26 protein-coding genes are annotated in these 24990 nt (G+C 39.6%); 16 read left to right on the top strand and 10 right to left on the bottom strand.

Annotated features, from left to right (window positions below; genetic code table 11):
• Positions 1-438 carry a heme-binding domain-containing protein gene (locus B1C82_RS17555; protein ID WP_086448892.1) on the bottom strand — a complete coding sequence of 146 codons (438 nt, stop codon included), beginning with the start codon at positions 436-438 and terminating at the stop codon, positions 1-3.
• Positions 439-510: 72 nt separating this feature from the next.
• On the opposite strand from B1C82_RS17555, the gene B1C82_RS17560 reads away from it, so the two are divergent.
• The 3 genes from B1C82_RS17560 to B1C82_RS17570 are packed head-to-tail and all read left to right on the top strand — an operon-like array spanning position 511 to position 2882.
• Positions 511-981 (top strand): NfeD family protein, encoded by a 471-nt coding sequence (locus B1C82_RS17560; protein WP_086448893.1) that lies wholly within the window; start codon positions 511-513, stop codon positions 979-981.
• A gap of 32 nt (positions 982-1013) precedes the next feature.
• A complete protein-coding gene (locus B1C82_RS17565) occupies positions 1014-1949 on the top strand; it encodes an SPFH domain-containing protein (protein WP_086448894.1) in 936 nt (311 codons plus the stop codon).
• 6 nt (positions 1950-1955) lie between these two features.
• A complete protein-coding gene (locus B1C82_RS17570; RefSeq protein ID WP_086448895.1) occupies positions 1956-2882 on the top strand; it encodes an SPFH domain-containing protein in 927 nt (308 codons plus the stop codon).
• Between the two features lie 47 nt (positions 2883-2929).
• Here B1C82_RS17570 and fliN read toward each other — a convergent pair whose 3' ends face one another.
• Positions 2930-3448, bottom strand: coding sequence for a flagellar motor switch protein FliN (gene fliN, locus B1C82_RS17575; RefSeq protein WP_086448896.1), 519 nt, complete (start codon positions 3446-3448; stop codon positions 2930-2932).
• Positions 3449-3529: 81 nt separating this feature from the next.
• Here fliN and B1C82_RS17580 point away from each other — a divergent pair, with 81 nt between their 5' ends.
• The 4 genes from B1C82_RS17580 (at position 3530) to B1C82_RS17595 (ending at position 7068) form a co-directional block, all read left to right on the top strand.
• On the top strand, positions 3530-4825 hold the full coding sequence (locus B1C82_RS17580) for an AAA family ATPase (RefSeq protein WP_199775790.1): 1296 nt from the start codon (positions 3530-3532) through the stop codon (positions 4823-4825).
• Between the two features lie 125 nt (positions 4826-4950).
• On the top strand, positions 4951-5775 hold the full coding sequence (gene fcpB, locus B1C82_RS17585) for a flagellar-coiling protein FcpB (RefSeq protein WP_086448898.1): 825 nt from the start codon (positions 4951-4953) through the stop codon (positions 5773-5775).
• Between the two features lie 62 nt (positions 5776-5837).
• Positions 5838-6302, top strand: coding sequence for a hypothetical protein (locus tag B1C82_RS17590; RefSeq protein WP_086449344.1), 465 nt, complete (start codon positions 5838-5840; stop codon positions 6300-6302).
• 4 nt (positions 6303-6306) lie between these two features.
• Positions 6307-7068, top strand: a complete 762-nt coding sequence (locus B1C82_RS17595; protein ID WP_086448899.1) for an RsmE family RNA methyltransferase — start codon at positions 6307-6309, stop codon at positions 7066-7068.
• On the opposite strand, the gene impL63 is transcribed toward B1C82_RS17595, so the two are convergent.
• Complete coding sequence (gene impL63, locus B1C82_RS17600; RefSeq protein ID WP_086448900.1) at positions 7065-8741, bottom strand: cytoplasmic membrane protein ImpL63; 1677 nt, start codon at positions 8739-8741, stop codon at positions 7065-7067. The two genes, B1C82_RS17595 and impL63, sit on opposite strands and share 4 nt — an antisense overlap.
• Before the next feature lie 334 nt (positions 8742-9075).
• Here impL63 and B1C82_RS17605 point away from each other — a divergent pair, with 334 nt between their 5' ends.
• The 3 genes from B1C82_RS17605 (at position 9076) to metW (ending at position 12221) form a co-directional block, all read left to right on the top strand.
• A complete protein-coding gene (locus B1C82_RS17605; RefSeq protein WP_086448901.1) occupies positions 9076-10380 on the top strand; it encodes an O-acetylhomoserine aminocarboxypropyltransferase/cysteine synthase family protein in 1305 nt (434 codons plus the stop codon).
• Between the two features lie 117 nt (positions 10381-10497).
• Positions 10498-11613: a homoserine O-acetyltransferase MetX gene (gene metX / locus B1C82_RS17610; protein WP_086448902.1), complete on the top strand. Its 1116-nt coding sequence runs from the start codon at positions 10498-10500 to the stop codon at positions 11611-11613.
• A complete protein-coding gene (metW, locus tag B1C82_RS17615; protein ID WP_020768310.1) occupies positions 11610-12221 on the top strand; it encodes a methionine biosynthesis protein MetW in 612 nt (203 codons plus the stop codon). Before metX ends, metW begins: the two co-directional genes overlap by 4 nt.
• A 189-nt stretch (positions 12222-12410) precedes the next feature.
• On the opposite strand, the gene B1C82_RS17620 is transcribed toward metW, so the two are convergent.
• Positions 12411-13469: a D-alanine--D-alanine ligase gene (locus tag B1C82_RS17620; protein ID WP_086448903.1), complete on the bottom strand. Its 1059-nt coding sequence runs from the start codon at positions 13467-13469 to the stop codon at positions 12411-12413.
• A 38-nt stretch (positions 13470-13507) separates the two neighbouring features.
• Here B1C82_RS17620 and B1C82_RS17625 point away from each other — a divergent pair, with 38 nt between their 5' ends.
• The 5 genes from B1C82_RS17625 to B1C82_RS17645 all read left to right on the top strand — a co-directional run bounded on the left by B1C82_RS17625 (position 13508) and on the right by B1C82_RS17645 (position 18206).
• On the top strand, positions 13508-14908 hold the full coding sequence (locus B1C82_RS17625; protein ID WP_086448904.1) for a hypothetical protein: 1401 nt from the start codon (positions 13508-13510) through the stop codon (positions 14906-14908).
• A gap of 5 nt (positions 14909-14913) precedes the next feature.
• Positions 14914-15693, top strand: coding sequence for an MlaE family ABC transporter permease (locus tag B1C82_RS17630; protein ID WP_086448905.1), 780 nt, complete (start codon positions 14914-14916; stop codon positions 15691-15693).
• A gap of 3 nt (positions 15694-15696) precedes the next feature.
• Positions 15697-16464, top strand: coding sequence for an ABC transporter ATP-binding protein (locus tag B1C82_RS17635; RefSeq protein ID WP_086448906.1), 768 nt, complete (start codon positions 15697-15699; stop codon positions 16462-16464).
• A 68-nt stretch (positions 16465-16532) separates the two neighbouring features.
• Positions 16533-17282, top strand: coding sequence for a mammalian cell entry protein Mce (gene mce, locus B1C82_RS17640; protein ID WP_086448907.1), 750 nt, complete (start codon positions 16533-16535; stop codon positions 17280-17282).
• Between the two features lie 45 nt (positions 17283-17327).
• Positions 17328-18206 carry an NAD(P)-dependent oxidoreductase gene (locus B1C82_RS17645; protein ID WP_086448908.1) on the top strand — a complete coding sequence of 293 codons (879 nt, stop codon included), beginning with the start codon at positions 17328-17330 and terminating at the stop codon, positions 18204-18206.
• On the opposite strand, the gene B1C82_RS17650 is transcribed toward B1C82_RS17645, so the two are convergent.
• The 6 genes from B1C82_RS17650 to B1C82_RS17675 all read right to left on the bottom strand — a co-directional run bounded on the left by B1C82_RS17650 (position 18178) and on the right by B1C82_RS17675 (position 23643).
• A complete protein-coding gene (locus tag B1C82_RS17650; RefSeq protein ID WP_086448909.1) occupies positions 18178-18738 on the bottom strand; it encodes a GDYXXLXY domain-containing protein in 561 nt (186 codons plus the stop codon). The genes B1C82_RS17645 and B1C82_RS17650 overlap by 29 nt on opposite strands.
• The gene (locus B1C82_RS17655; RefSeq protein ID WP_086448910.1) at positions 18735-19925 is read right to left on the bottom strand and encodes a DUF2157 domain-containing protein; all 1191 of its coding nucleotides are present in this window, start codon (positions 19923-19925) and stop codon (positions 18735-18737) included. The genes B1C82_RS17650 and B1C82_RS17655 overlap by 4 nt, the downstream gene beginning before the upstream one ends.
• Before the next feature lie 95 nt (positions 19926-20020).
• Positions 20021-20887 carry a M48 family metalloprotease gene (locus B1C82_RS17660; RefSeq protein ID WP_086448911.1) on the bottom strand — a complete coding sequence of 289 codons (867 nt, stop codon included), beginning with the start codon at positions 20885-20887 and terminating at the stop codon, positions 20021-20023.
• 8 nt (positions 20888-20895) lie between these two features.
• A complete protein-coding gene (locus B1C82_RS17665; RefSeq protein ID WP_086448912.1) occupies positions 20896-21750 on the bottom strand; it encodes a DUF2797 domain-containing protein in 855 nt (284 codons plus the stop codon).
• The gene (locus B1C82_RS17670) at positions 21747-22352 is read right to left on the bottom strand and encodes an LIC_11883 family protein (protein ID WP_086448913.1); all 606 of its coding nucleotides are present in this window, start codon (positions 22350-22352) and stop codon (positions 21747-21749) included. The genes B1C82_RS17665 and B1C82_RS17670 overlap by 4 nt, the downstream gene beginning before the upstream one ends.
• Positions 22353-22383: 31 nt before the next feature.
• Entirely contained in the window at positions 22384-23643 is a 1260-nt protein-coding gene (locus B1C82_RS17675) for an exo-beta-N-acetylmuramidase NamZ family protein (protein WP_086448914.1), read from the bottom strand.
• Positions 23644-23709: 66 nt separating this feature from the next.
• Here B1C82_RS17675 and B1C82_RS17680 point away from each other — a divergent pair, with 66 nt between their 5' ends.
• Complete coding sequence (locus B1C82_RS17680) at positions 23710-24957, top strand: lipoprotein LipL46 (protein WP_086448915.1); 1248 nt, start codon at positions 23710-23712, stop codon at positions 24955-24957.
• The last annotated feature ends 33 nt before the right edge of the window (positions 24958-24990 follow it).

Below are 24990 nucleotides of genomic sequence, written 5' to 3' on the forward strand. Positions count from 1 at the left end.
TTATTGATTTTCCGCAAATGTTTGGAGCCAGTCTCTCAATATCTCTATTTCTTCTTGATCCAGTTTAGAGTTAGAATGTAAGAAAATATAATCCTTGGGAGGCATATGACCTTCTTCCACTTCTTCTAATATTTCTTCCGCTAGATCCGCCTTTTTTTCCGGTTTTAAGCTTTCCCATTCCGAAAAATTTAATTCTTCCCTGCCTTCTTCTATATGATGGGAGATATATAAAGAAACCGGAAAAACCTTAGAATACCAGGGCCATTGAACCAGGTCCGAATGGCAGTCATAACAAGACTTACGAAAAATCTTTTTGACGCGTTCTTCCGTTTTGATTTCATTAGCATTCTTTCCCAACGGAGGCTGTACGGGGATTAACTGAAGAACAAGGAATAAGACAAGTAGTCCAGTTCCTAAACGAATCCAAATTTTTCTCATCACTCCCGCTAAGAATATGGACGGGAATGTTTTTGAAAATAGAATTTTTCCCCTTTCTTCTACCTAAAAACCATGGACTTTTTACAAGACGGACATAACCTCTCTTATCTTTGGATCGCCTCAGGGATCATACTCATGGTGGCAGAACTTTTTGTCCCGGGAACCTTCGTATTCTTTTTAGGGCTCTCTGCTGCGATTGTAGGAAGTCTTTCCTATTTTTATGAAATTGGATTTTGGACCCAAGCAATCGTTTGGGCGGCACTTTCAGGAATTCTAATCTGGATAGGAGGTAGTTTTCTCAGAAAATTTTTCCCTTCTTCTTCAGAAAGAGCGACTCTCAATCCAGAAGAAGGTCCAGGAAGGATCGTTTTAGTTTCCAAAGATATTCTTGTAGAACGGAAAGGTGGAAGGGTCGTATTCCAAGGCACTGAATGGGATGCGATTAGCAAATCCAAACGGATCTCTGCAGGAAAAAGAGCAAGAATATTGGAGCGAGAAAATCTGACATTCGTTGTGGAGCCGATTGAGCTTCCTGAAATATAATCATTATTGAATAGGAGTTAGAAACTTACAAAATGGACCCATTTCTATTTTTTACGCTGATAGTTATTGCAGCAATCTATCTCATTATGAAGACCTGCATTGTAGTTCCCCAAAACTATTGTTTTGTTGTGGAAAGACTGGGAGTGTTCCGCGGAGCACTTGGTGCAGGTTTTCATTTTCTGATACCGGTCATGGACCAAATCAGATACAAACAACTTCTGAAAGAAATCGCAATAGATATTCCTCCTCAGACCTGTATCACTAAAGATAACGTTTCCATATTGGTCGATGGTATCCTGTATATCAAAGTAATGGATGCTTATAAGGCTTCTTACGAAATCGAAAATTTCCGAAACGCAACCATCCAGCTCGCTCAGACCACTCTTCGTTCAGAGATAGGTAAATTAGTATTGGATCATACATTCTCAGAAAGAGATGATATCAATGCAAATGTGGTTCGAGCATTGGATGAAGCAACTGACCCTTGGGGAATTAAGGTAACTCGTTACGAGATCAAAAACATTTCCCCACCTAAAGAAATCCTACATGAGATGGAAGAACAAGTAAAAGCAGAACGTGTAAAACGTGCTGAGATCACTATCTCCGAAGGTGAGAAGGCTGCCAGGATCAATCGTTCCATGGGAGAAAGACAGGAAGCAATCAATCTTTCCGAAGGGGAAAAAATCAAAAAGGTAAACGAGGCGGAAGGTAAAGCCAAAGAGATTGAATTTATCGCCCAAGCGAAAGCAAAAGGGATCAAATTGATTTCCGATGCTAGTACAAATGAAGGCGGAACAGAAGCAGTCAATCTTCAGATCACTGAGGATTATCTCGCTGGGCTAGGCATCATTCTAGAAAAAGCAAAAACTACAGTTCTTCCAACTGAAATGGCAAATGTAGTCGGTTTCTTTGAAGGTATTTCTAAGGTAACCAACAAATTCCCAGGATTGGATTCAGAGAAGGAGTAAAGACTAATGTTTGTTTCAGTATTTTTATGGATATTTTGGCTCGGGTTTTTACTCTATATTGCATTTAAACTTTATCGTTCCTTAAGAATTGTTTCTGCTCAGGAATGTATCATTGTAGAAAGACTTGGAAAATACAGCAGAACCCTTCACGCAGGTTTCCATATTCTAATTCCTTTCATAGATTATGATGCATATTATCATACTCTAAAAGAACAAGCGATTGATGTTCCTCCTCAAACTTGTATCACTAAAGACAACGTTAAAGTGGAGATGGATGGGATCCTTTATTTGAGAGTTCTTGATCCCCAAAAAGCAAGTTACGGGATAGAAGATTATAGATTCGCGGTTACTCAGCTAGTACAAACCACTATGAGAGCGATCATTGGAACCATGGATCTGGATACAACTTTTGAAACCAGAGAAGTGATTAATAGCAAGATCCTCGAAGTTTTAGACCAAGCAGGTGAACCTTGGGGAGTTCGTGTAAACCGATATGAGATCGTAAACATCTCCCCTCCTAAATCCATTATCGAAGCAATGGAAAGAGAGAAAAAAGCGCAAATCTCTAAGAAAGCTCAAATCTCTCTTTCAGAAGGAGATAGAGATTCTAGGATCAACCGCTCTTTAGGTATCAAAGAAGAAGCAATCAATAAGTCTGAGGGTGAAAAACAAAAAAGGATAAACGAGGCAGAAGGACTAGCTGCTGAAATTGAATCCATTGCAACTGCTACTGCAAAAGGTATCGAACTACTTGCAGCTTCCATCAAAACAAAAGGTGGAAAAGAAGCAGTAAAACTCAGGATCGCTCAGAGATTTATTAAAGAAGTAGAAAAATTAGGACAGGATGGAACAGAACTTGTTCTTCCGCTAAACCTATCTAATTTTAAATCTGTGATGAAGTCAGTACTCGGAAGCGAGGAAAAAAAGGCTTAAAATCAATCTCGTATCCGGAAAACAACTTCCGGATACGAAAATTCTATTTAGAGCATTCTACGAGAAGGATCTACTATCTCGGTAATTCTAATTCCGTAATAATCATCCAATAAAACCAGTTTTCCCTTTCCAACCAGTTTGCCGTTTGCTAAGATATCTAAATCTTCGCCGACTGCATTGTCTAATTCTACTACTGCACCTTCATTCAGACCTAGAACATCCTTAATGTACATATTGGTCCTACCTAATTCTACAGTAAGAGCCACATTCACATCTAGTAATAGATTTAAGTTTGCGGTATTGGAGGAAACTGAACTAGAACGAGCACTCGCTTTTGGAGGAGCCGGGGTAGAAGAAGGTCCCAAAGCGGCAGCAATATCTGCAAATGATGGAGCTCCTCCGGATGCCGGCGAAGTAGAAGCGCCAGCTCCACCACCAGAATCTCCTAATAGGGAATCCAATTCTCCGCTCAGATTAAAATCTGCTGAGCCACCGCCCCCACCACCAGGACTGGACCCGGTTAGTAATGCGTCTATATCGTCTTGTGAAAGGGAGCCTTCACCCATTAGGACTTGCCTCCAAAGGTTCTTTCTAAATTCTTCGACAGAACCGAAAGATTATACAAGAGAAATTCTAGGGAAGAAAGAATGAAACCTGAAGATTTAACTAGTCCAGTTCCCCGAAATTCTGGAAATATCCTGGATTTCACCCAGGCTAAAAACCTGCTATATTCGGAACTAAAGGGTTTAGGAGTCAAGGACCCCGAACTTCCTGCATTTGTACCCGATAAAAAAGATCTAAGGATTGAATTTCCAATCCCAGGAGCAGACAAAAGCCAACTTTTAGACTGCATTCAGATCGTAAGAAATCATATAGAAAATCTAAGAATACATACGTTTGAACCTGGCTATGTTTGCCTACAGGCTCTGAACGAGAATTTATTCGAAACTAAAAACATTTTAGACAATGCTAAGTTCCGTTTCTATTCGGGAAGGAACCAAAGCAAAATAGAGATCACTAAAAAGGGAGATTTCCATAGAGAGGAAATTTTTTCAGCAATCGATCTATTCAAATATCTCAGACTTTCTAAGCAGGAGTCCGTTCAAAATCCAAAAGAACTTTTACTCCGGTTAGGAATCGATGTTTTCGATCCAATAGAAGCAAAGAAGAAGGGAGACTGGATGACATTCGAGACCATCGCAGGTTATGAGGATGTCAAAAGACAAATATTAGAATCCATTATACTTCCACTTAAGTCACCTGAAACCTTAGAAGAACTTTCCAAGCTCACTCGAAAATTCCCAGGTAGAACGAAGCCAAGGGCAATTCTTTTGGAAGGAGAACCGGGGGTAGGAAAAACTACCATGGCCAAGGTGATTTCCTGCATGACCGAGATCCCGCTCATCTATGTGCCTGTGGAATCTATTTTAAGTAAATATTATGGGGAAAGCGCCCAGAACATGGCTTATGTCTTCGACGTGGCTTCTCTATTCCCTTCTTGTCTTTTATTTTTGGACGAAATAGATTCCTTGGCTGGGTCCAGGGACGACGGATTATTTGAGGCAACCCGGAATATTCTATCAGTATTATTAAGAAAACTGGACGGTTTCGAAGGGGGACAAAAATCAATCACCCTGGGCGCCACAAATAGAAAACAGGACCTGGACAAGGCTTTGGTTTCCAGATTTGACAGATCCGTATTCTTTCCCCTACCTAATGAGAAGGAAAGAGCTGCAATATTAGGAAATTATGCTAAACATCTACAGGATTCAGAGCGTTTAACAATTTCACAACGATTAGAATCGCATTCCGGACGGGATTTAAGGGATTTCTGTGATTTTGTGGAAAGGAGATGGGCTGCCAACCTGATCGAAAAAGGATTGAAACCGACTCCTCCCCCCTATGAACTGTATTTGGAAACGAGTTCAAAATCCGGAAAATAAACGTTTTCGGTGCGAAAATGTAAGTCTTGGATTTAATCGGGAGTCTATTTTACCGATACTAGAGACAGGGAATTCTCGACTTTCGGGAAACCCAAACGCAGAAGAGACCAAGGAAATAGGGTACAATGAAACGCAAAATCGCATTCTGCCTTGCAATTTTTTCAATCGCAGGCATACTCAACGCTCAAGACAACCAAGCCCAAAAGAAGGAAGACGGTCAAACCGGTGCGGCTATCCTTGAAACGGAAAAAGGTCTGGATCAAAGAGTTACGGCTCTAAATGAAAGACTAAAACGTCATACAGTACTTATGAAAATGAAAGTACGCGTTCTTCCGTTCCGTACAGTCCTTTTCAAAGGAAAAGCAAACAACGACGAGTGTGTGGCTTCTAACAGCAACGCACAAGAAGATGCAGCGAACAACTGTATCAGAGTAGAAGTTTACGATTTCATTAAGGACGAGGAAAGAGGACAAGGTAAGATCGTTCAAGGTGGACTTTCCAAATATATGGAAATCTACTTCGAAGGGCCAAACACAAACGATCCGGATCCTAGAATGGAACCTCCTCGTAAAATCAGCAAAATTATCAGTAAAGTTTATAAAAACAACTTCTTGATCGAAGATAAATCGGTTTCTGAGATCATTGACAGGGCTCCGAACGATCAGCCAGGACATAACGACAAGATCGAACTTTTCTACCAAAAGAACGGTTATCCTGAAGGTGGTCGCCCAGAGACTCCTAGCGAAAAAGGTGTTGGTAAATACGTTCTTGCTAACGTAGAAAACACCAAGACCCACCCTATCCGTAACTCTTTCAAAAAGACTTTCTACATTAAACATTTGGATACGTTCGACAGATTATTTACCAAAATTTTCGATTACAACGACCAATTGGGTAATGAGAATTACAAAGAGAACGTGAACACGCTCAAGGAATCCCTGAAATACTAAGCTAAGTGCGGTATATTCTTCCTTGTTCTTCCTGCGGCACCGAACTCAGGATTCCCTTAGATTTGGGGAAACTGACAGTTCGGTGTCCTAGATGTTATCATTCTTTCGTTTTTGATCCGGAAGACCCGGCCAGTTTTAGAGGCGGAAGATATGATCTTCCCGGAGGAGACTCCGACACTAAGAGTCCCCGTTCATTGCGGGGATTTTTTCGTTTTTTAGAAGATAAATTCGAATCAATCAAATCCAAATTTAGCCGCAATAGATCTTACGGTTGGCAAAATCCCGGAGAACGTCCCAGGTCATTCGAAAATTTTAATGACCGGAATCATACTGGATTTGGTCCACTACTCGCTAAATATATCCTATTCATTCTGATCCTAATCGGAATCGCAAGAACCTGCTTCTTTTCTTCTCAAAGCTGGAATGATTCTGTTCCAAATTGGAATCCTCCGGAAACCCAGGAACCTTCTGTTCCAAATCCGAAAGAAGAAGATGAAAATGATAAAGCTCCCCAAGTAGAAATTTAAACCTATGAACTATCTAGTATTGGATCTCTCCCAGAAAACAAATTCTGGGGAATTCAAGATTTTCAATAAGGACCGGGCCTCTCATATCCGGAACATTCTACAAAAGAAAGAAGGAGATAGGATCAAGGCTGGTTTACTGAATGAAAGTTTAGGAATTTTTAAAATTCTAAAGATAAGCTCAGAAGAAATTTTAGGATCTTATAAACAAATTATAAAACCTAAAAGAAGAAGTCCAGGGATCAATCTAATTGTTTCCGTCCAGAGACCTCCCACCGTGGAAAAAATCTTAGAACTTGCAGGTGTCTGGGGAGTACAATCCTTGGAGTTTAGACTCGCAACTTTATCAAGAACTGAATATCTCACCTCCCCCGTTTGGAAAGAAGAGAACATAAAAGAAAAGCTTATATTAGGAATGGAACAAGGTGGTAATGTTTTCTTTCCCAAGATTGAACTTGGATTTGTTCCCCCAGGTAAAAATAAAAGTTTTGAGAAGAAGGAGTCAATTTCGGAAATAGTCACTTCTTCTTCCCGTAAGTCTTTCTATTTGGATAAAAACGGAAGAACCATCCAAGAGTTTCTTCCGTTGCAAGAAAAAGAATATTCTATTTTAGTTGGGCCTGAACCTGGCTGGACAAAAACAGAATTGGAAACATTTAAAAAATCAAATATCCAAGGAATCCGGCTTTCTTCTTCTGTATTGAGATCAGAACAAGCGGTATCTTTCTTCCTTTCTCAATGGGAAAATTCTGTTCCTCATTTAGATTAGAAGGATAAAGAATTAGAGAATAGAACCTTTTGTTCGTCTTGAGCTACAAAACTATTTGATGTACTATCGTAGACCCATCTGCGGATATCTTGGATTCTAATTGCAATAAAGCCTAGATTCAGCGCAGCCTCTATTGCTCCGACCGAATTATCGTCTACCTTAAATGCGTCCTTGTTCTGATCAAAGTTCTTACGCGTATAATAACCTGAGATCATGAATAAAGAACCGATTGGAAAATACAATCCTACGAATATTCTAGAATTATTCGGCCCAGAATAATTCTCATAGTTTGCCTCTAAGGAAATTCGATAAAAACTTAATACTACAGATGTGAAATATCCTTTAAGTCTGGCAGCATCCGGGTCCAAAAGTTTAGCGGCTTCCAATTTTGTGACCGGAAGTTGAGAGTTCACATTGGCTTGGTATCTTTCTAATTCATAAAAGCTGTCAAAATACATTGGGATATAGTTCGCATCCATATTCCTGTATTCAGGTTTGATCTTAGCATAAATATCTTTTCCACCGAATCGGAACATTGCACCTGTATGAGTTCCTTTGGAGTTCAAGATTTTGATAGTATTCACATCGTAATATGGAGTGATTTCTATATATTTTGTACTGATCAATTTGTATTCTGCATCCATACCTTGGATGACTAATTTTTCTGATTGTTCTACGAGTGGGTTATTATTGGAGTCCAAGCGTAAACGGCCAGTAGTATCAAATGCAAGTTGGGTTGGAGCCTTTGTATCAAACGCTGTAGTATAACCGATAGAGAATCTGTTTGCAAAATTGTCCTGATTGAAAAACTCTTTTAACTTTTCCTTACGAGACTCCGGTTTTTTCTCGATCGGGATCATTTCTTCTCTGATCTGGTGCGTCTTTTGGTCTTCTACTAAAGCCCTATATTTCTCTCTATCCTCTGGATCCACTCCAGCTTCTTCGTAAACCTTCTTTCTACCAGCCTCGTCTGCAACGTTTCCTTGTCCTAATTGCAACATTCCGAATAACTGAGATCTACCTGTAAATAGATCGAATAATTTGAATGCGATTGCAAATGGACGAACGTATCCCCTTGCTGCACCTATTTCATGAGTGTAAACAGAGTTTGTAAAAACCTGCACTCCCCCATAATCATTATTAAAATCAGCCATCAGACCTACATTATAAATGTCTATCCTTTGGTTGTTCACATAACGATTCACTATAGTTCCGTGGCCTATATACCCATCAAAAAGTTTTCCCGCATAAAATGAGAAAGTTGTCTCACCCGGTTTATAAAGTCCGTAGGTCCCGTACCAGATATTATTGATCAGCCTCAGATAATCGCTCTTCTGATCGTAATCGATTTTACGAATGCTTCCCACTTTTAGGGTCGGGTCTTTAGGATCCTGGTCGTACGCGAGAAAGTTCATCGGAGCTGTGAGTGATAATCCAAATTCTCCTCCGAAATTCAAATTTAAGGTCGGAGCTAGATATAGGTAATAGTCGTTATTAAACTTATTCACCCCTGCATCAAATGTGAAAGGGTCTGGAGGTTGCATGAACTGCCTTCCCGGAGGCATCCAGAGTTGAGCCTCAAGTTCTTCCACTGGCAATAAGTATAGGGAGAGAAGGATAATTCCCGGAAGTATTAGAGATTTCTTACATAAATTCAAAAAGTTTAATTTCATATTTGAGCCGGAATTTCTCCGGGGACCGTATTTCAAATCATCCAAAAATAGTACCACTAGTATCGTATTACATCCGTGGAATCTAAATGACTTAACGATTCTACCAGAACCTTGCGTTGAAAAACCAATAAAACAGGAATATTTCTCGTATTTTAGAAAATATTTTCCAAAATCTTGGTATTTTCATTTCTTAAGGGATGAATTTTAGAAAGAAATTTCAATTTTACCCAAACTACAAATTTGTTCGTTATAACGATTATTTTATCTTATTTATTATATTTTTGATAGACATTGTAGAATAAATTTCTAAGATCAGTAAAAAGGAGCCTTAAGCGTGGCAAGAAACTATAAACCAGAAACAATCGTTCTTCACGGAGGACAAACCCCGGATCCAACAACCACATCCAGGGCAGTCCCTATCTACCAAACGACCTCTTATGTTTTTAAGGACACAGATCATGCAGCGAGATTATTCGGTCTCCAGGAATTCGGTAATATCTATACTAGGATCGGTAACCCAACTACTGACGTATTAGAGCAAAGAGTTGCAGCCTTAGAAGGTGGAGTAGCAGCACTTGCAACTGCATCCGGTCAATCCGCAGAAACATTAGCACTTTTGAATATAGTAGAAGCTGGACAAGAGATCGTGGCATCTTCTTCTCTTTATGGCGGAACTTATAACCTTCTTCACTATACTTTCCCTAAGTTGGGGATCAAAGTCCATTTTGTGGATCAGTCAAATCCGGAAAATTTCAAAAAGGCGATCAATGATAAGACAAGGGCCATCTTTGCCGAAACCTTAGGAAATCCTAAATTGGATACTTTGGACATCGAAGCGGTTGCTAAAATTGCTCATGATGCAGGGATTCCACTGGTAATTGATAATACCCTACCTTCTCCTTATCTTGTTCGTCCTATCGATTTTGGTGCGGACATTGTGGTTCATTCACTCACCAAGTTTTTGGGAGGGCACGGAACTTCGATCGGCGGGATCATAGTAGATTCAGGTAAATTCAACTGGGGAAATGGCAAGTTCAAGAATTTCACAGAGCCGGATCCAAGTTATCATGGCCTGAAATTCTGGGATGTATTCGGAAAGTTTGAGCCATTTGGCGGAGTGAATATCGCATTCATCATTAAGGCTCGTGTGCAAGGTTTAAGAGATTTAGGACCAGCTATCTCTCCTTTTAATGCGTTTAATATCCTACAAGGTATTGAAACTCTTCATTTGAGAGTGACCCAACATTCTCAAAATGCTCAAAAGGTTGCGGAATTTCTTTCAAAACATCCAAAGGTAACCTGGGTGAATTACCCTGGGCTCACTTCCGATAAAAACTATGCTCTAGCTAAGAAGTATCATACAAGAGGATTGTTCGGAGCAATCATTGGATTCGGAGTGAAAGGTGGAATTCCTGAAGCGAAGAAGTTGATAGACGGTCTGGAATTATTCTCCTTACTCGCAAATGTGGGAGATGCAAAATCACTTGCGATCCATCCAGCTTCTACCACTCACCAACAGTTGAGTCCGGAAGAACAATTGGCAGCGGGAGTGACTCCTGAGTTTATCAGACTTTCTGTAGGTCTGGAACATATAGATGATATTATAACGGATCTGGATGAAGCACTGAAAAAGGTGTGACTTCCGACTCCGTACAAAAAATCGTCTAAAAACTGGCCACTTTCTCTTTTTGCTTTCCTAAACTCGTTTAGGATCGTCTGAAAAAGGAAAGTGGCTTAGCTATTTGGAACTTAAAACATGGGATCGAATCAATCCGTCGGCATAGTAGAACCAAAAACCGCAGTGCTGGGAGATCTACGCCTGGACAACGGTTCCATCCTTTCTCCTACAGTAGTTGCGTATGAAACTTACGGAACTCTTTCTCCGAATAAAGACAATGCAATCCTAATCTGCCACGCACTTTCTGGAGATGCCCATGCAGCGGGCTTCCATTCAGAAGGGGAAAAACGCCCTGGGTGGTGGGACGAATATATTGGCCCAGGTAAAGCATTTGATACAAATCAATATTTTATAATATCTTCTAACGTAATCGGTGGATGTAAAGGTTCCTCAGGACCGATGAGCATCAATCCTGTGAGTGGCAAACCCTACGGTTCCAGCTTTCCTTTCGTTTCCATCAAGGATATGGTAGCTGCCCAAAAACTTTTGGTAGAATCTTTCGGGATCCAAAGATTACTCTGTGTGGCAGGCGGCTCAATGGGCGGAATGCAGGCATTACAATGGAGCATCTCTTATCCAGATGTTCTAGAAAATTGTATTATACTCGCCTCTTCTGCGGAACATTCCGCAATGCAGATTGCTTTTAATGAAGTGGGAAGACAGGCAATTCTTTCCGATCCAAATTGGAATAACGGATTGTATGAAGACAGTGCGACTCCTAGAAAAGGTCTTGCACTAGCTCGAATGATGGGGCATATCACTTATCTTTCCGACCATAAGATGAGGGAAAAATTCGGTAGGAATCCACCTAGAGGAAATCTCCTGAACTCGGATTCTGATTTTGCAGTAGGAAGTTATTTAATCTATCAGGGAGAAAGTTTCGTAGATCGTTTCGATGCAAATTCTTATATCTACGTAACAAAGGCTCTGGATCATTTCAGTTTAGGAAAAGGTCAGGAACTTACTAAGGCTCTTAGTCCTGCTCAATGTAGATTTTTAGTGGTATCTTATAGTTCTGATTGGCTCTATCCTCCTTCTCAATCTAGAGAGATTGTAAAAAGTTTAGAAGCATCTGATAAAAGAGTCTTTTATGTAGAGCTTACAACGAATGAAGGTCACGATAGTTTTCTTCTTCCTAACCAAAGACAAGAGGATGTGATCCGAGGTTTTCTAAATATGCCGGTGAATGAATGATAGATTCTAAGATCTTAAGTAGTACTACCTTGAGAGAAAGACCGGACTTCGCATATATCCTGGATACTATCTCACCAGGTTCTAGAGTTTTAGACCTTGGATGCGGTAATGGAGATCTTCTTTACCTTCTGAAACAAAAAGGGATTAGAGGACAAGGAATAGAGAAGGATGAGGACGCAATTGTAGAATGTATCCGCAAAGGTGTGTATGTTCATCACGGGGATATCGACGAAGGTTTAAGTCATCATGAAGACAAACGGTTTGATTATGTGATCTTAAATCAAACCATCCAAGAAACTAGACATCCCGGTGATATTATCAAAGAATGTTTGAGAATCGGGAAACGTGTGATTATCGTTTTTCCAAATTTCGGGTATTGGGAAGTTCGTTTTAGAATTCTGTTCCAGGGAAAAACTCCAGTCACGGACCTTCTTCCTTATCGTTGGTTCAATACACCAAACCTACACTTTCTATCTGTCCTGGATTTCCAAGAGTTCTGTGATATTCGTGGATTTACTGTGGAAGACAGAGCATTCTTCACAGATCTAAAACAGGTAAAATTCAGTCCGAACTTTTTTGCAAAGTTGGCTTTATTCCAGATTCGATAGGAAGACGCGGAGTTTTAAGAGGCTCAAAGATTTTTTCTCACGCAGAGTCGCGAAGCCGCTGAGAAGGGATTTGTAGGAGCTCCTACACGCGGAAAATAGTTACACAGTTGTGATGTTGGAACTCCTACAAACGTAGCTAAAATTATTTTCCCCTCCGCGGCTCTGCGCCTCTGCGTGGTAATTGTAGTTCTAAACTCTCTGAGTCTCCTTCCCTGCTCTTTCTAAAGCCTGATCAATCAAAGACTGGTATAATGTTTGGATCGGGATACCTGCTGCTTTTGCTTGTTGAGGGATAAGACTAGTCTCTGTCATTCCGGGTAACGTATTTGTTTCCAATACGAATGGAGTCTCTCCAACTACTATAAAATCCGTTCTTGAATAGCCTTCACATCCGAGAGTTTTGTGAGCTAGAATGGATTGTTCTTGGATCTTAGAGATGATTTTTTCAGGTAAACGAGCAGGAGTGATTTCTTGGGAAAGTCCAGGTTTGTATTTTGATTCTACGTCGAAAAATTCTCCACCAGGGATAATCTCTGTAGGAGGAAGTGCCTCTAAGATTCTTTTAGAACCTTCTTTCTTTTCCCAGACTCCGCAGGAAACTTCTGTTCCTTTTAGGAATTTTTGTAAGATCGCATGTTCTTCCGCGTCGAAAAATTCAGGCAATCTTTTACGTAAATCTTCGGGGCCTTCTATCCTGAATGTATGAAAACTAGAACCACCTTCTACAGGTTTTAGAAAAAGTGGGTATTGTAATCCAGAACTTTCGACCAAAGTCGGATTTTCAGAATATTCTTTCTTTCTCAACTCCCAAAATGGAGCGACAGACATTCCCGCAAGTTGGAACAATCGATTTGCTCTCACCTTGTCCATTGCAAGGGCAGAAGCTTTTACATCTGAACCTGTGAATGGAATTCCAAGAACTTTCAAAAATCCTTGGACAGATCCGTCTTCTCCGCTAGTTCCATGTAGTCCCAAAAATGCTATATCACAATCTAACGAGGAGAATGCTCCTGCAGTCGTAGAATGAATTTCTTCGAATTCTTTTAAATACTCTTCCGGATTTTTGGAATTTCCTTCCGGGAACTCAGGTCGATACTCTTTAGGGATGACCCATCTGCCATCTCTGGAAATGAGAATGGGTTTGACCGAATGTCCCATGGAAGACAAAGTTTTACTTATGAAAGTGCCTGTGCGCAGGGAAATTTCGTGTTCTGTGGAAGTTCCGCCGAATAAAACTGCAATTTTCAATGATCTAATCCCCTGTTGCTTAGGAATTTCTGGGAAGAATGATAAATAAGAATCTAGTACTGATCCTTTTCTTCCTAGTTTGTACGGAAAGTCTATTTTCGGAATACCCTTTCAAACCGGTTTCTCCTTATCCTTCCGAGTACAAACAATTTTGGTTTTTATACCAATCCGAAAAAAGATTAGGCGAAGAAGAGCAAATCTTTCGGCCATTCTTCTCCACTTATAAAGAAACCAAATCCAATTATCGATACGATACATTTTTATTCCCGATCTACTATTCCGAAAAAACGGACTATTGGCGGGTTTGGAGTTTTTTATTCTTCATTAGCGGAACAGAAACTTATCATGACGATTTAGGTTGGGACGAGGATACTCTTTCTCCATTTTTAATCTGGGGCAAAGGAGAAACTGCTAGGGAGTCTTATTTCGGATTTTTTCCCTTGTTTGGAAAACTTAGGGGAAAGGCCAGCTATTCAGAACTGAACTTTGCGCTTTTCCCTCTTTATTCCAATTGGAAGTACAAAAATTATAATGCTCATGGGATCTTATGGCCACTCGTCATGTGGGGAGGTTCTGAGGTCAGAAACGATCTAAGGATCTTCCCTTTTTATTCCCATAAGATCCATAAAGGAAAATACGAACGTTATTCCGTTCTTTGGCCGTTTATACAATGGGGAAGTATTAACGAAGATAAAAGAGAACCGTTTACTTATAAAATGTTTTGGCCCTTTTATCTGGCAAAGGATTCGGAATTCGGAAATATGAAGGCCAGGGCTTTTTTCTGGTTTCCTATCCTTGGTTCCTTATTTTCCTACGGGTATGATAAAAGAACCCACGAAAAAGATCTAAACGTTCTATTTTTCCTTTTTCAGTATGGTCGGAATGACGACGAAGATTACAGAAAGTTAATTATATTTCCTTTTTATGGGTATTATAGATTTGCATATAAGGAAACTAGATTTTTCACCCCATTCTATTTCCGACTGAGTACAGATAGTTACCATCTTAAATCTTCCGAGACTTATTTTATTCCATTTTGGTGGAGAACTAACAGGACTTATGTTCAATGGGGAAGAGAAGATAACTATTACAAACTGTGGCCACTCTTTCGTTGGCATGAGGACAGAGAAGGTAATTTGACTTGGAATCTTCTTTCTTTATTTCCGATTAAATCCGAGCTTGTGGAAAGGATTTGGGATCCAGTCTGGTCCATTATCGAGTATCAAAAATTATCCAATGGAGAAAAAAGGCTCTCTTTTTTAATGAGGCTTTATACCCAGAGATGGAACGAAGAAGAACTGCATATCCATGTGCCATTGCTCGTGGAATACAGTTCTACTCCGGAAAAAACATCTTATCAATTTTTATACGGTCTATTCGGATTAGAAAAAACTAAGGATAAGACCACGGTGCAGATTTTTTGGTGGATTAGGCTCTAATCGAAATGTTGGATACATTTAAAGAAAAAGCAAACGATACTCTGTATGCCGCTGGTTATACAATCGTTCTGATCGCGGAGACTTTTTTAAATCTAAGATTCATCGTTGAAAAGCGGAAAGAAATTTTAGACCAAATGTTTATCGCCGGAGTAGGAAGTTTATTCGTAGTTTCGGTGGTTGCTGTTTTTACGGGAATGCTTCTCACCTTAAACACAGGACTTGGATTAAAAGATTTTGGAGCAGAAGGTCAAATCGGACTTCTTCTTACAATCACTCTCACCCGAGAAATGTCCCCTTTCATGACCGCACTCATCTTAGCAGCTTCCATAGGCTCTGCGATTGCCGCAGAAATCGGTACAATGAAAGTTTCCGAGGAGATTGATGCACTCGAAGTAATGTCCATTGATCCAGTGAGATTTCTGGTATTTCCGAGAGTATTAGGTTTTTCTTTAATGGTTCCGGTCCTCTGTGTATATTCCAGTATATTAGGGATTTTAGGTGGAGCAATCGTAGGCCATTTTCAACTGGGAATTGAATATATAGTATATTTTCAAGATGTGAATGAACGGATCACTTCTATCCCAGGTCTGAAAGATCTATATACTGGTTTATTCAAAGGTTATGTTTTCGGCCTGATCATTTCTTCAATTTCTTGTTCTCATGGTCTGAGAACTTCAGGTGGAGCAATCGGTGTGGGGAGAGCTACAAGGGAATCGGTAGTAACTTCTTTCTTGATGGTTATCTTTTTTGGTTATGTGATCACAGCGATCTTTTACAGGCAATAAGTCATGGAAGAATACGCAATAGAATTAATCAATTTACACAAGGCTTTCGGCCAAAGAAAGATCCTGAAAGGAATGAATCTCCAAGTAAAAAAGGGAGAGACAATGGTCGTGCTTGGACCTTCTGGAACGGGAAAGTCAGTCACCTTAAAACATATCACCGGCCTACTCGATCCGGATGCCGGAGAATGCAAAATCTTTGGAGAAAAAATCTCAGGTGCAGAAATTCCAGAAAGAGAAAGAATCCGCTCGAAAATGGGGGTTCTTTTTCAATCTGGGGCACTCATTAACTGGATGACTGTTTTTGATAACGTTGCACTCCCCTTACGAGAACATAAACTATATCCCGAAGAGGAGATCCAGAAGATTGTCGCCGAAAAACTTCGGTTAGTGGATATGACAGTCGCAAAGGATAATTTTCCGAATGATATCTCGGGCGGTATGAAGAAGAGAGCTGGACTTGCAAGAGCGATCGCTGCTAATCCTCAGATCATTCTGTATGATGAGCCCACATCTGGTCTAGATCCAGTTATGTCGAACGTGATCAACGAACTGATTATTCGTATCAAAAAGGAGACTGGCGCAGCACAAGTGGTCGTCACCCATGATATGTCCAGCGCCTACATGATAGCCGACCGCATTTCATTTTTTTATGGTGGACAGGTACTATTTACAGGAACTCCCGAAGAAGTGCAGAATTCTCCGAATGAATTCATCCGTCAGTTTATTAACGGACACACCAAGGGACCAATGATTCTGGAAACTAAGAATTGAAACCTGGGTCCTAAGAGAATATTCTGGATAAAAAGTCCGATATATATAGTAAGAGTTTTGGATCCTAAATGAAATCCTTTCGTTATCTTTTAGTAGGTGCTATCTTTTCAGTCGCTTTGGTCGTAGTAGGTTATTTTACCGTCATGACGGAAGGTGGGCCCGTTCAAAAACGGGGCGAATTCCTAAAAATCAATTTCAAAAACTCGGAAGGGATCAAAGTAGGAAATAAGGTCACAGTACAAGGTGTTCCTTTTGGATATGTATCGAATATTCGACTCATCCAAATCGATGAAAATGGAGCAGTACTTCCTGCAGGAGAAGTCGGAGTTGCAACCAGGGTAGAAGTTACCATTCTTCTAAAAGAGCCTGTGCGTATGTACGAAAATTATGATATTGCAATACGTAACGAAAGTTTACTCTCCGGGCGAGTAATTTCAATTGACCCTGGAACCTCAGAATCTACGGAAGAAGGTAAAGGTGCGCCTAGAACCTTCCAGGTAGTGGATTACAAATCTGGAGTTTCTTCCTTAAAAGGACGGGTGCTACAAGATCCACTTGTGTCTCTTTCAGAATTGATCGCAGAAAATAGAGGAGATATCCGTAAAACTTTCTCCAACGTAGCAGATATCACGACTAAGATCAATAGCGGAGATGGGACCTTAGGAAGGCTTATAAACAGAGATGATCTTCATACAAATGTCAATACAGTATTGACAGATGCGCAGATCGTTCTTAGAGAACTGAGAGAAGGTCTGGAAGATACCAGAGAGCAGGCTCCTGTTACAAGCTTTATCCGCGCAGCACTCAGCTCTTTCTAAAACCTTTTTCTTGCCAAATCGGGTTCTATGCGGGAAACTTTCCCTATGTCTTCTCATAAAATTGCAATCATCGGAACTGGAATCATGGGTAGAGGGATCGCAAATAATCTCTCTAAAGAAGGTCATTCCCTCCAACTATATGCTCGTAATCCAGAAAAGATCCAAGACCTAAAATCGGATAAAGTTTCTATCTATGGAAATATTAAAGAAACAGTAAAAAATTCTGAAATCATAATACTCTGCCTCACGGAAGATCACGTGGTAGAAGACTCAGTATTCTCCTCTGGACTTTTAGAAGCGAATGCAAAATATGTGATAGATGTTGGAACCACCTCCCCTTCTCTCACACTTAAATTAAATAACACATTCCAAAAACAGAATATTCAATTCTTAGACGCCCCAATGACAGGTTCCAAAAATGCCGCGAGAGACGGTCAGATCCTATTTATGGTAGGAGCAAAATCAAAAGAAGAAATCCAAGATATTTCGTTCATCTTCGAAATCTGTGGCAAAAATACTGTCTACTGTGGGAATGTCGGCGATGGGCAGAAGGCAAAAATTGCTCTCAATATGGTGCAGGCTGGGATCTTCCAGGTCTATATGGAAGGTTTTTCTTTGGCCAAAAGCCAAGGTATAGATACTTCTATCTTAAAATCTATCTTAGAACAATCCGCTGCAAAGTCCGGAATTTCAGAATTTAAGTTTCCATTTGTATTCTCTGGAAATTACGAGACTCATTTTGCTTTGAAGAATATGTATAAGGATCTCAAACATGCACTTTCTTTAGGAAAAGAGTCCGGAACAAAACTGCCGCTCTGTTCCGAACTAGATGAGATTTACCAAGCCGGTATGAACAATGGCTTTGGTGAGAAAGATTATTGCAGCCTAAACGAGGTTACTGCGAAGATACCTCCGGCCAAATAATCTTTTCGATCAATCCATTTCCGTTTTCGTCTATTCTCAACTGGATTTTGGCGCCTGGTTCTCTCAGTTTTTCTTCCAGTTTTTTGGCGCCCTCTTCCGGAATAAAATATTTGCTGAAAGGGTAATTAAAGTCTCCGTAATTACATTCGCCTTTGACGTAATTCCAGCAAGTTGTATCATTTTTGAGTTCGTCACAATCAGAGTGAAAACGTATTTCATATTCAGAAGGTTCTCTGGAATCAAAACAAACACAAGCTTCCTTTTTTGTAAGCTTACGTCCATCTGTTGTAGCCGTTGCCGATTCTATTGCAGATGAAACGTAATCTCCTTTTTGGCAAATATCATCAGAATATTTACGATCTATCTGAAATCTAAGATATTGTCCTGAAAGTAGATCTCTAGGATCATACCCAGTAATCGGAAGTATCAGAATTTTTCCATTCCTAAGATCGAATTCTCTCTCAAAAGCAACGGAGGCTAAAACAATAATTGGCAGAAATACTGCGAGAACTGAAATGTTAAACTTCTTCATATTCCAAGCTCCTCTTCTTGAAAGAGTTGATTCGCAGCATCTCTGATCCTTTCCCTCATCTTAAACACTAAAATGCTGAAACCCAAAATGACTGCTCCTGAAACTATCAGTCCAATTCCTGTGGCGAGTAAACTTCCGAATACTTCCAGATAGACTGAAACAAATCTAAGCCCTAAAATCAAGAGAGACAGATCAAACCATCTTCTGGATTGGAAAAATAAGAATGCAAACGGTATCCATGCCAGAAAGAAAAATATCATTGCCGGAAATTTTCCATACCAATGAAAAACCTGAGGATAATTTAAGAAACCGAGGAATATTCCGGAGATAGAAAGCAAGATGATCTTTCTACGAGAAAAACGTTTTCTAAAAATTTGAGAAATTACAATTAGAAGAATCGGGATAAGCAAAGGCCAATACCACGAAAAAGGAAGATCATATCTTCTGACAAATTCAGGGTCCCCGTCTAAATTCGGAATATCATGAGTTTCGAAACTTCCCCAAATAGATGAAGTTAAAAAGAAACCGAAAGCCCATAGTAAAAATGGATTCACAAGAATAGAAGTTTTACTCTCTTTAGTTTCTAATCTTTTCTCCGCAAAGATCGCAATTCCTGCAAATACCCAAGAAGCTACAAAGAAGAAGAGAGAAAAATAATGACTTCTTTCTTTCCAACCGATATCAGGATGATTGTCAATCCAACTTAAAAAAGAAGAACTGAATACTGCGATCCAAAGATGCTGTAATATTCGTCCCGGATACATTATCACAAGTAAGATCGTAATTCCTGACCAAAGAAGCAAACCCTGGTATAATTTTCCCTGAGTATGATATACCTGGGAAACCAGTCCAATATTCGCAAAAAATAATACACAAAGAAGTAAAACTAAAAGATAACGAACTGTATCATTCCAGATCTCTTTCTTTTGAGAGTATAGAATTGCAATCCCTATCCCGGAAAGTATCATAAAACTATTAAATAATTTTACGGAATAATGAATCTTGTCCCAATTAGCCGCCACCATTGCGATAACCCCAAGGCCGATTACTACAATCCCTAAGGCCAGGAAGGAATAGAATACATATGGAATTTTTTTGGAATCTTCGAATTTGAGAATGGACTCTGCCTGAGTCTGGCTAATGAGTCCGGAATCTACCCAAGTTTTTAATTTTTTCTTCCAATTCATAACGCGAAAGTTATCTAAATGGAATCGAAATCAGTCAATCTTTCTTTGTATAATTTATAAATTAGAACTAGCCAGAACTGCGAACAACCGGTCGATCAGTCCTCTTCCTCTTTGGTTCCCAAAGATTTTTCTATATTAGTACGATATCTTTCTTTATAATAAGATTTCACATTTGGTGCGCCGATTTTAGCATCTTTTAGTCTTTTTTCATTGGCAGAAATTCTGTCCTCGTCTAGAGGATGTGTGCTTAAATATTTTTCTAAAGGAATGTCGGCTCCCGCCAACTCAGGATTTATCTTCTTCTCCTTTTGAATATCCTTGAAAAAATCTGCGATTGCTCCGGGATAATAAGGAGTAGATCTCATATAATCAAATCCGTATTCATCTGCTTCTTCTTCCATAGAACGAGAATTTGCAAGTCCCAATAGATTTGTAGAAAGCCCTGCAATATCTGCCGCATGTGAAGCCAGATCCGGACCAAGCACAAAGGAAAGCACAAAATATAAGGAGAAGTATAAAGTAATATTCGTGGATAATTGTTTAGTGGAATGCCTTCTTTCTGCATGAGCAATCTCATGAGAAAGAATCCCTGCCAGGGTTGCCTCATTCTTCACAAAATGAAGAAGTCCAGTATATACGAAAATGTAACCGCCAGGTGCACAAATTGCATTAATGACCTTATCATCGTCTATTATGGTTACTTTATATTTGAATTCGTCTTTATATTTGATGGATTTGGATTTTAAGATCCGGTCCACTATAGATTGCAGATATTTTTCTAAAGACTTACCTTTATAAACTTTACCGTGATCTTCTCCAGTCACTGCGGCCTTATAAAATTGTTCTCCTAAAAATCGGTCCACGTCCAAAGGAAAAACAAGATCCACCATCCAACCGCAGCCTTGGAGACTAAAAAGTAAAAATAATACCAGAAAATATTTGCGAATAGAAGTTTTATTCATGAATCAACTCACTCCGAATACAAACGGATTTCGTAACCGCCATAGGCGCGGATATTAATAACTACATCCTCGAACAAAAGGTATTGCCCTTTGATACCGAGTAATTTAGAATCTATTTCCTTCTCCTTATCTGGGGAGAAAGATTTGGATTTTTTAGGATATTCTGAAATAGGATAGCTTAATTTTGTAATTTTCTGTTCATCAGATTCAGTATAAGGAACTCCTAGATCCCAGGATTCCAATACTTCTAGTAATTCTTTCTTTTTAGAGATTAGATCATAAGGAACTGAATCTTCTGTGACCATCTTTTGCCATTTGGTCTTATCATCTATAACAGTTGTAAATTGTTTTTCTATAAGGCCAGCATCTCTTCTAGATGTAACTTCTAAAAGCGGAATTGCTTCTTGTGCACCTTGGTCCACCCAACGATTGGAAACAGGTTTTTCTCGAGTGATACCGACTTTTAATCCACTTGTATTTGCAAGATAGACTGTATGCTTTTGGAAACAGTAGCCTTCTCCCCATTCAGGTTCTCTACAAGTTCCTAAATGAAAATGACAGGTCTCCGGGCGAAGAATACATAGATCATTCTCCGCTAATGTTTGGAAGCAGGAGAAACAACTTCCTTGGTTAAAACTTTTGCTTGTGACCTTCCCGCAATTTACGCAGCGAATTTTTCCGGTAAATTCTAGTTTTACACGTTTGCCTACAAGACTTCCAATCTTAAAATTTGCGGGAACTAGCTGAGCCTCTTGTTTTCCGGATTCCGAAGAAGGATAATTAGCGACTACCCAGATATATTCTACTGGGTCGATACTTTCGTGATCCATCATTCTTAAAAAACCGGAAGAGAGTTCTTTCATCGAAAAAAATATTCCTTACCACCAAGCGGTCTTAGTTTAGGATCCACTTTTACAGTTAGAATAGTACTTAACTCTTGGCCTTTCCAGTCAAAAACCACTATTTTATCTTCATAAGAATAATGACTTAGCTTTCCATCAGTATGATAGAATAATTTCAAATCACTCTGGCCTTCTTTTCCAGGCAGAGAAAGTACACCTTTGCCTGCGAGAGTTCTTCCCTCATACCATTTCGCTTTTGTTGGGATAGGAGGTATCGTTTTGCTTGGAGTTAAACCGTTAGTTCCGGTAGCCGCAGAGCTTGGAGTTTTGGGCTCCGAACTTTCTGCCAACTTATCCTCTAATGTAGAAACTTTCAGTAATGCACATTGGAAGTTCCCTTCTAATACTGGAAAATCCTGAGCGCATGGAGTTTCTTTTACATATAATTCTTGGTCGAAAGAAGCCCCAGTACGAACACTTTGAGCGATCTTAGCGAATGCATAAAATTTCAACCGGCCCAAAACTTCTTTCAGACCGTATTCTTTCCATTCTCCATTTACATCTTCTGCGGAAAGGGAAAAGGAAAAACAAAACAATGCTATAACAGCGAATCTAATTCTCATAATTTATCTTTCGAAATTTTAATACAAAACATTAGTAGATCAGATATTTTTGGATCAGCTTATTTGTAGAAGATTCGGATTCAGCATAAGTAGCCTTAAATTGTTCGTATGTGAGGCCGGCATCTACTGACTCTCTGAATTTTTCGGTTCCCCAAAGAAAATCAATATTATGAGATCCGTCCGCATACTGTCTCCATTTGAAATCTTTATATTTCTTTTTCATAATGGTAGTTAGGTTATATGCCATTCTGATCGGATCATATTTACGATTTACAACCGTTAAACGAAGACCTCTACAAATCTCCCCCTTAAATGGTCCAAATGTTGGCTTAAAGAATACACTTTGGTAATAATAATCACCTTTACTGTCTTCATTCAATTCATTGATAATATCTTCAGGCTCATTCATCCAAGGAGCGCCGAAATATACGAATGGAGCCTGGGTTCCCCTACCTACGGAAACATTCACTCCTTCTAATAATACCAAACCTAAATAGTTTTTTGCTGAATCTAACATAGGAAGATTTGGAGAAGGTGTGGTCCAGGGGATTCCTTCTTTCTCCCAATCAAATCCTCTTTTTAGATTTTCAGGAGAGATAATATCCAGTTTTACTTTTCCACCTAGATATTCTCCATTATAGAACGCAGCCGCTTCTCCCAAAGTCATTCCTGTAAAAAATAGAGACGGAAATTCTCCCGCGAAGTTTAAAAACTTCTTCTGTATACCTTCTCCTCTTGCACCTAAATACAATGCAGGGTTAGGATGATCCAAAAGAATAAACTTAGTATTTGGATCAGGAAGATTATCCATCAAACGTTTGAGAACGCTTAGGTATGTATAACAACGCATTCCCATATCGACGACGTCGAATACAACCGCGTCTGCACCTTTCAGGATTGCTGGGATCTCAGAGTTTTTAACCTTATAAATATGATAGATAGGAAGTTGAAAAGTCTCGTCCAGTGTGACCGGAGACTTACTGAAGTCTTCTTCCAATCCTAAAAACCCATGTTCAAGTCCGATCAAATGTTTGATCTTAACTTTTTTATCCTTAAATTCTTTCAGGATCTTTTCAGGGTGTCTCCCTATACCTGATGGATTTGTAACGAGCACAACGGATTTACCTGCAAGACTTGGAAGCACTTGTTCGTAAAAGGAAACTTCGGCTGGAATAATTTTAGATTTAGAAATATGACTTCTGGATGACGCTTCTACGCAGGAGCCTGAGGAAATTGTCAGAAAAAAAATGAGTAAAGTTAGGTTTTTTTTGTTTCTTTCTTTGAACCGCATGTAAGATACCTTATTTGTTCAGTAAATAGACAGAATTCAATACATCAAGGAGAAAAAGGAAGCGATATGGCAAAGCTGCCCATCCTGCGGATTACCGCTCTCACACTGATTTTAGGTTTCGCTTTTGCATGCGCAACGGGTGACGGATCCCGACGCAAGAAAAAAGAAGAATTCACTAGAGAAGGAAATACAATCACCGTGATCGGAGAAGCTCCGATTTATAACGGGGATATAGCAAACGCAAAACAAAGAGCGATTAAAGACGCAAAAGTTAATGCGGTACGTAAAATAGTTGGTGAAGAAATTTCCAACAAAAGCCAAGCTTCGGATGGAGAAAGTTTAGGCTCTAGTCTACTTTCCAAAACGGATGCATTCGTAAAATCTTACGATATAGTTGCGGAAGACCAAGGTAAGATAGATACCCAACCTATTCTAAAACTTACAGTTCGTTGTACTATCGAAGAATCTAAACTTTCCACTGCGGTCGAAGGTTTACTTGCTGACGTAGGAAATCCAAGAATCGTAGTTTTAGTTCCTTCTAAAGTAGGAGGAGCTCCAGTTGCTCCTTTAAGCAATGGTAATATTGCAGAAGCAGAGATTATCAAAGGTCTTAAAAAAGCAGGAAACAAGATCGTAGATCCTGGACAAGCTTCTAAATCAGTTAAACCTTCCGGCTTGAATGCTGATGCGGTTAACTCTTTAGATGCAGGAGCTGCAATACTTATCCAAGCTCAATCTTCCGGAGCAGAAGTTTTAGTTGTTGGTTCTGTTGAAACAGAAGACCAAGCACCTGTAACGGCTATTGGTGGGAAAACTTTAGACAGACCTTTATTCAATACTGCTGCGACCGGACCTTATAAAGTAATCCTACTTTGGGGAGACGGAAAAGTGGTAGCATCCGGAAACGCAGATGCTCGTGGAGCAGATATCACTCAAAAAGTTTCCAGAGAGAAAGCACTTGCTGGTTGGGCAGAAGACGTTACCAAAAAAGTAAACAAACAACTAAAAGAAGAATGGTTTAATCTCACTGAGAATAATACAATCATTCTTAAGTTTACTGGATTGGATGCAGATGAATCCACTAAATTCAAAGATGATCTTGCAGAATTAACTGCTGCAAAAGACATCAATGTTAGAACTAGCAATACAAGTGGTTCCGAGTGGGAAGTTACCTACCCTGGAAAAGACGCTCTGTTTATGGACGAACTAGTCTATAAAAAGGACAGGGGATTTACTTTCTTAGCTACTAAGAAGATGAATGTTAAGTCCGCTGCAAGAGGCGTAGTCACTTTGGAGTTTACTCCTAATAAATAATCGGTCTTATCGATCGATTTAAAAAAAGCCGGC

It is taken from the genome of Leptospira venezuelensis (genome assembly GCF_002150035.1).
Lineage (GTDB): Bacteria > Spirochaetota > Leptospiria > Leptospirales > Leptospiraceae > Leptospira_B > Leptospira_B venezuelensis.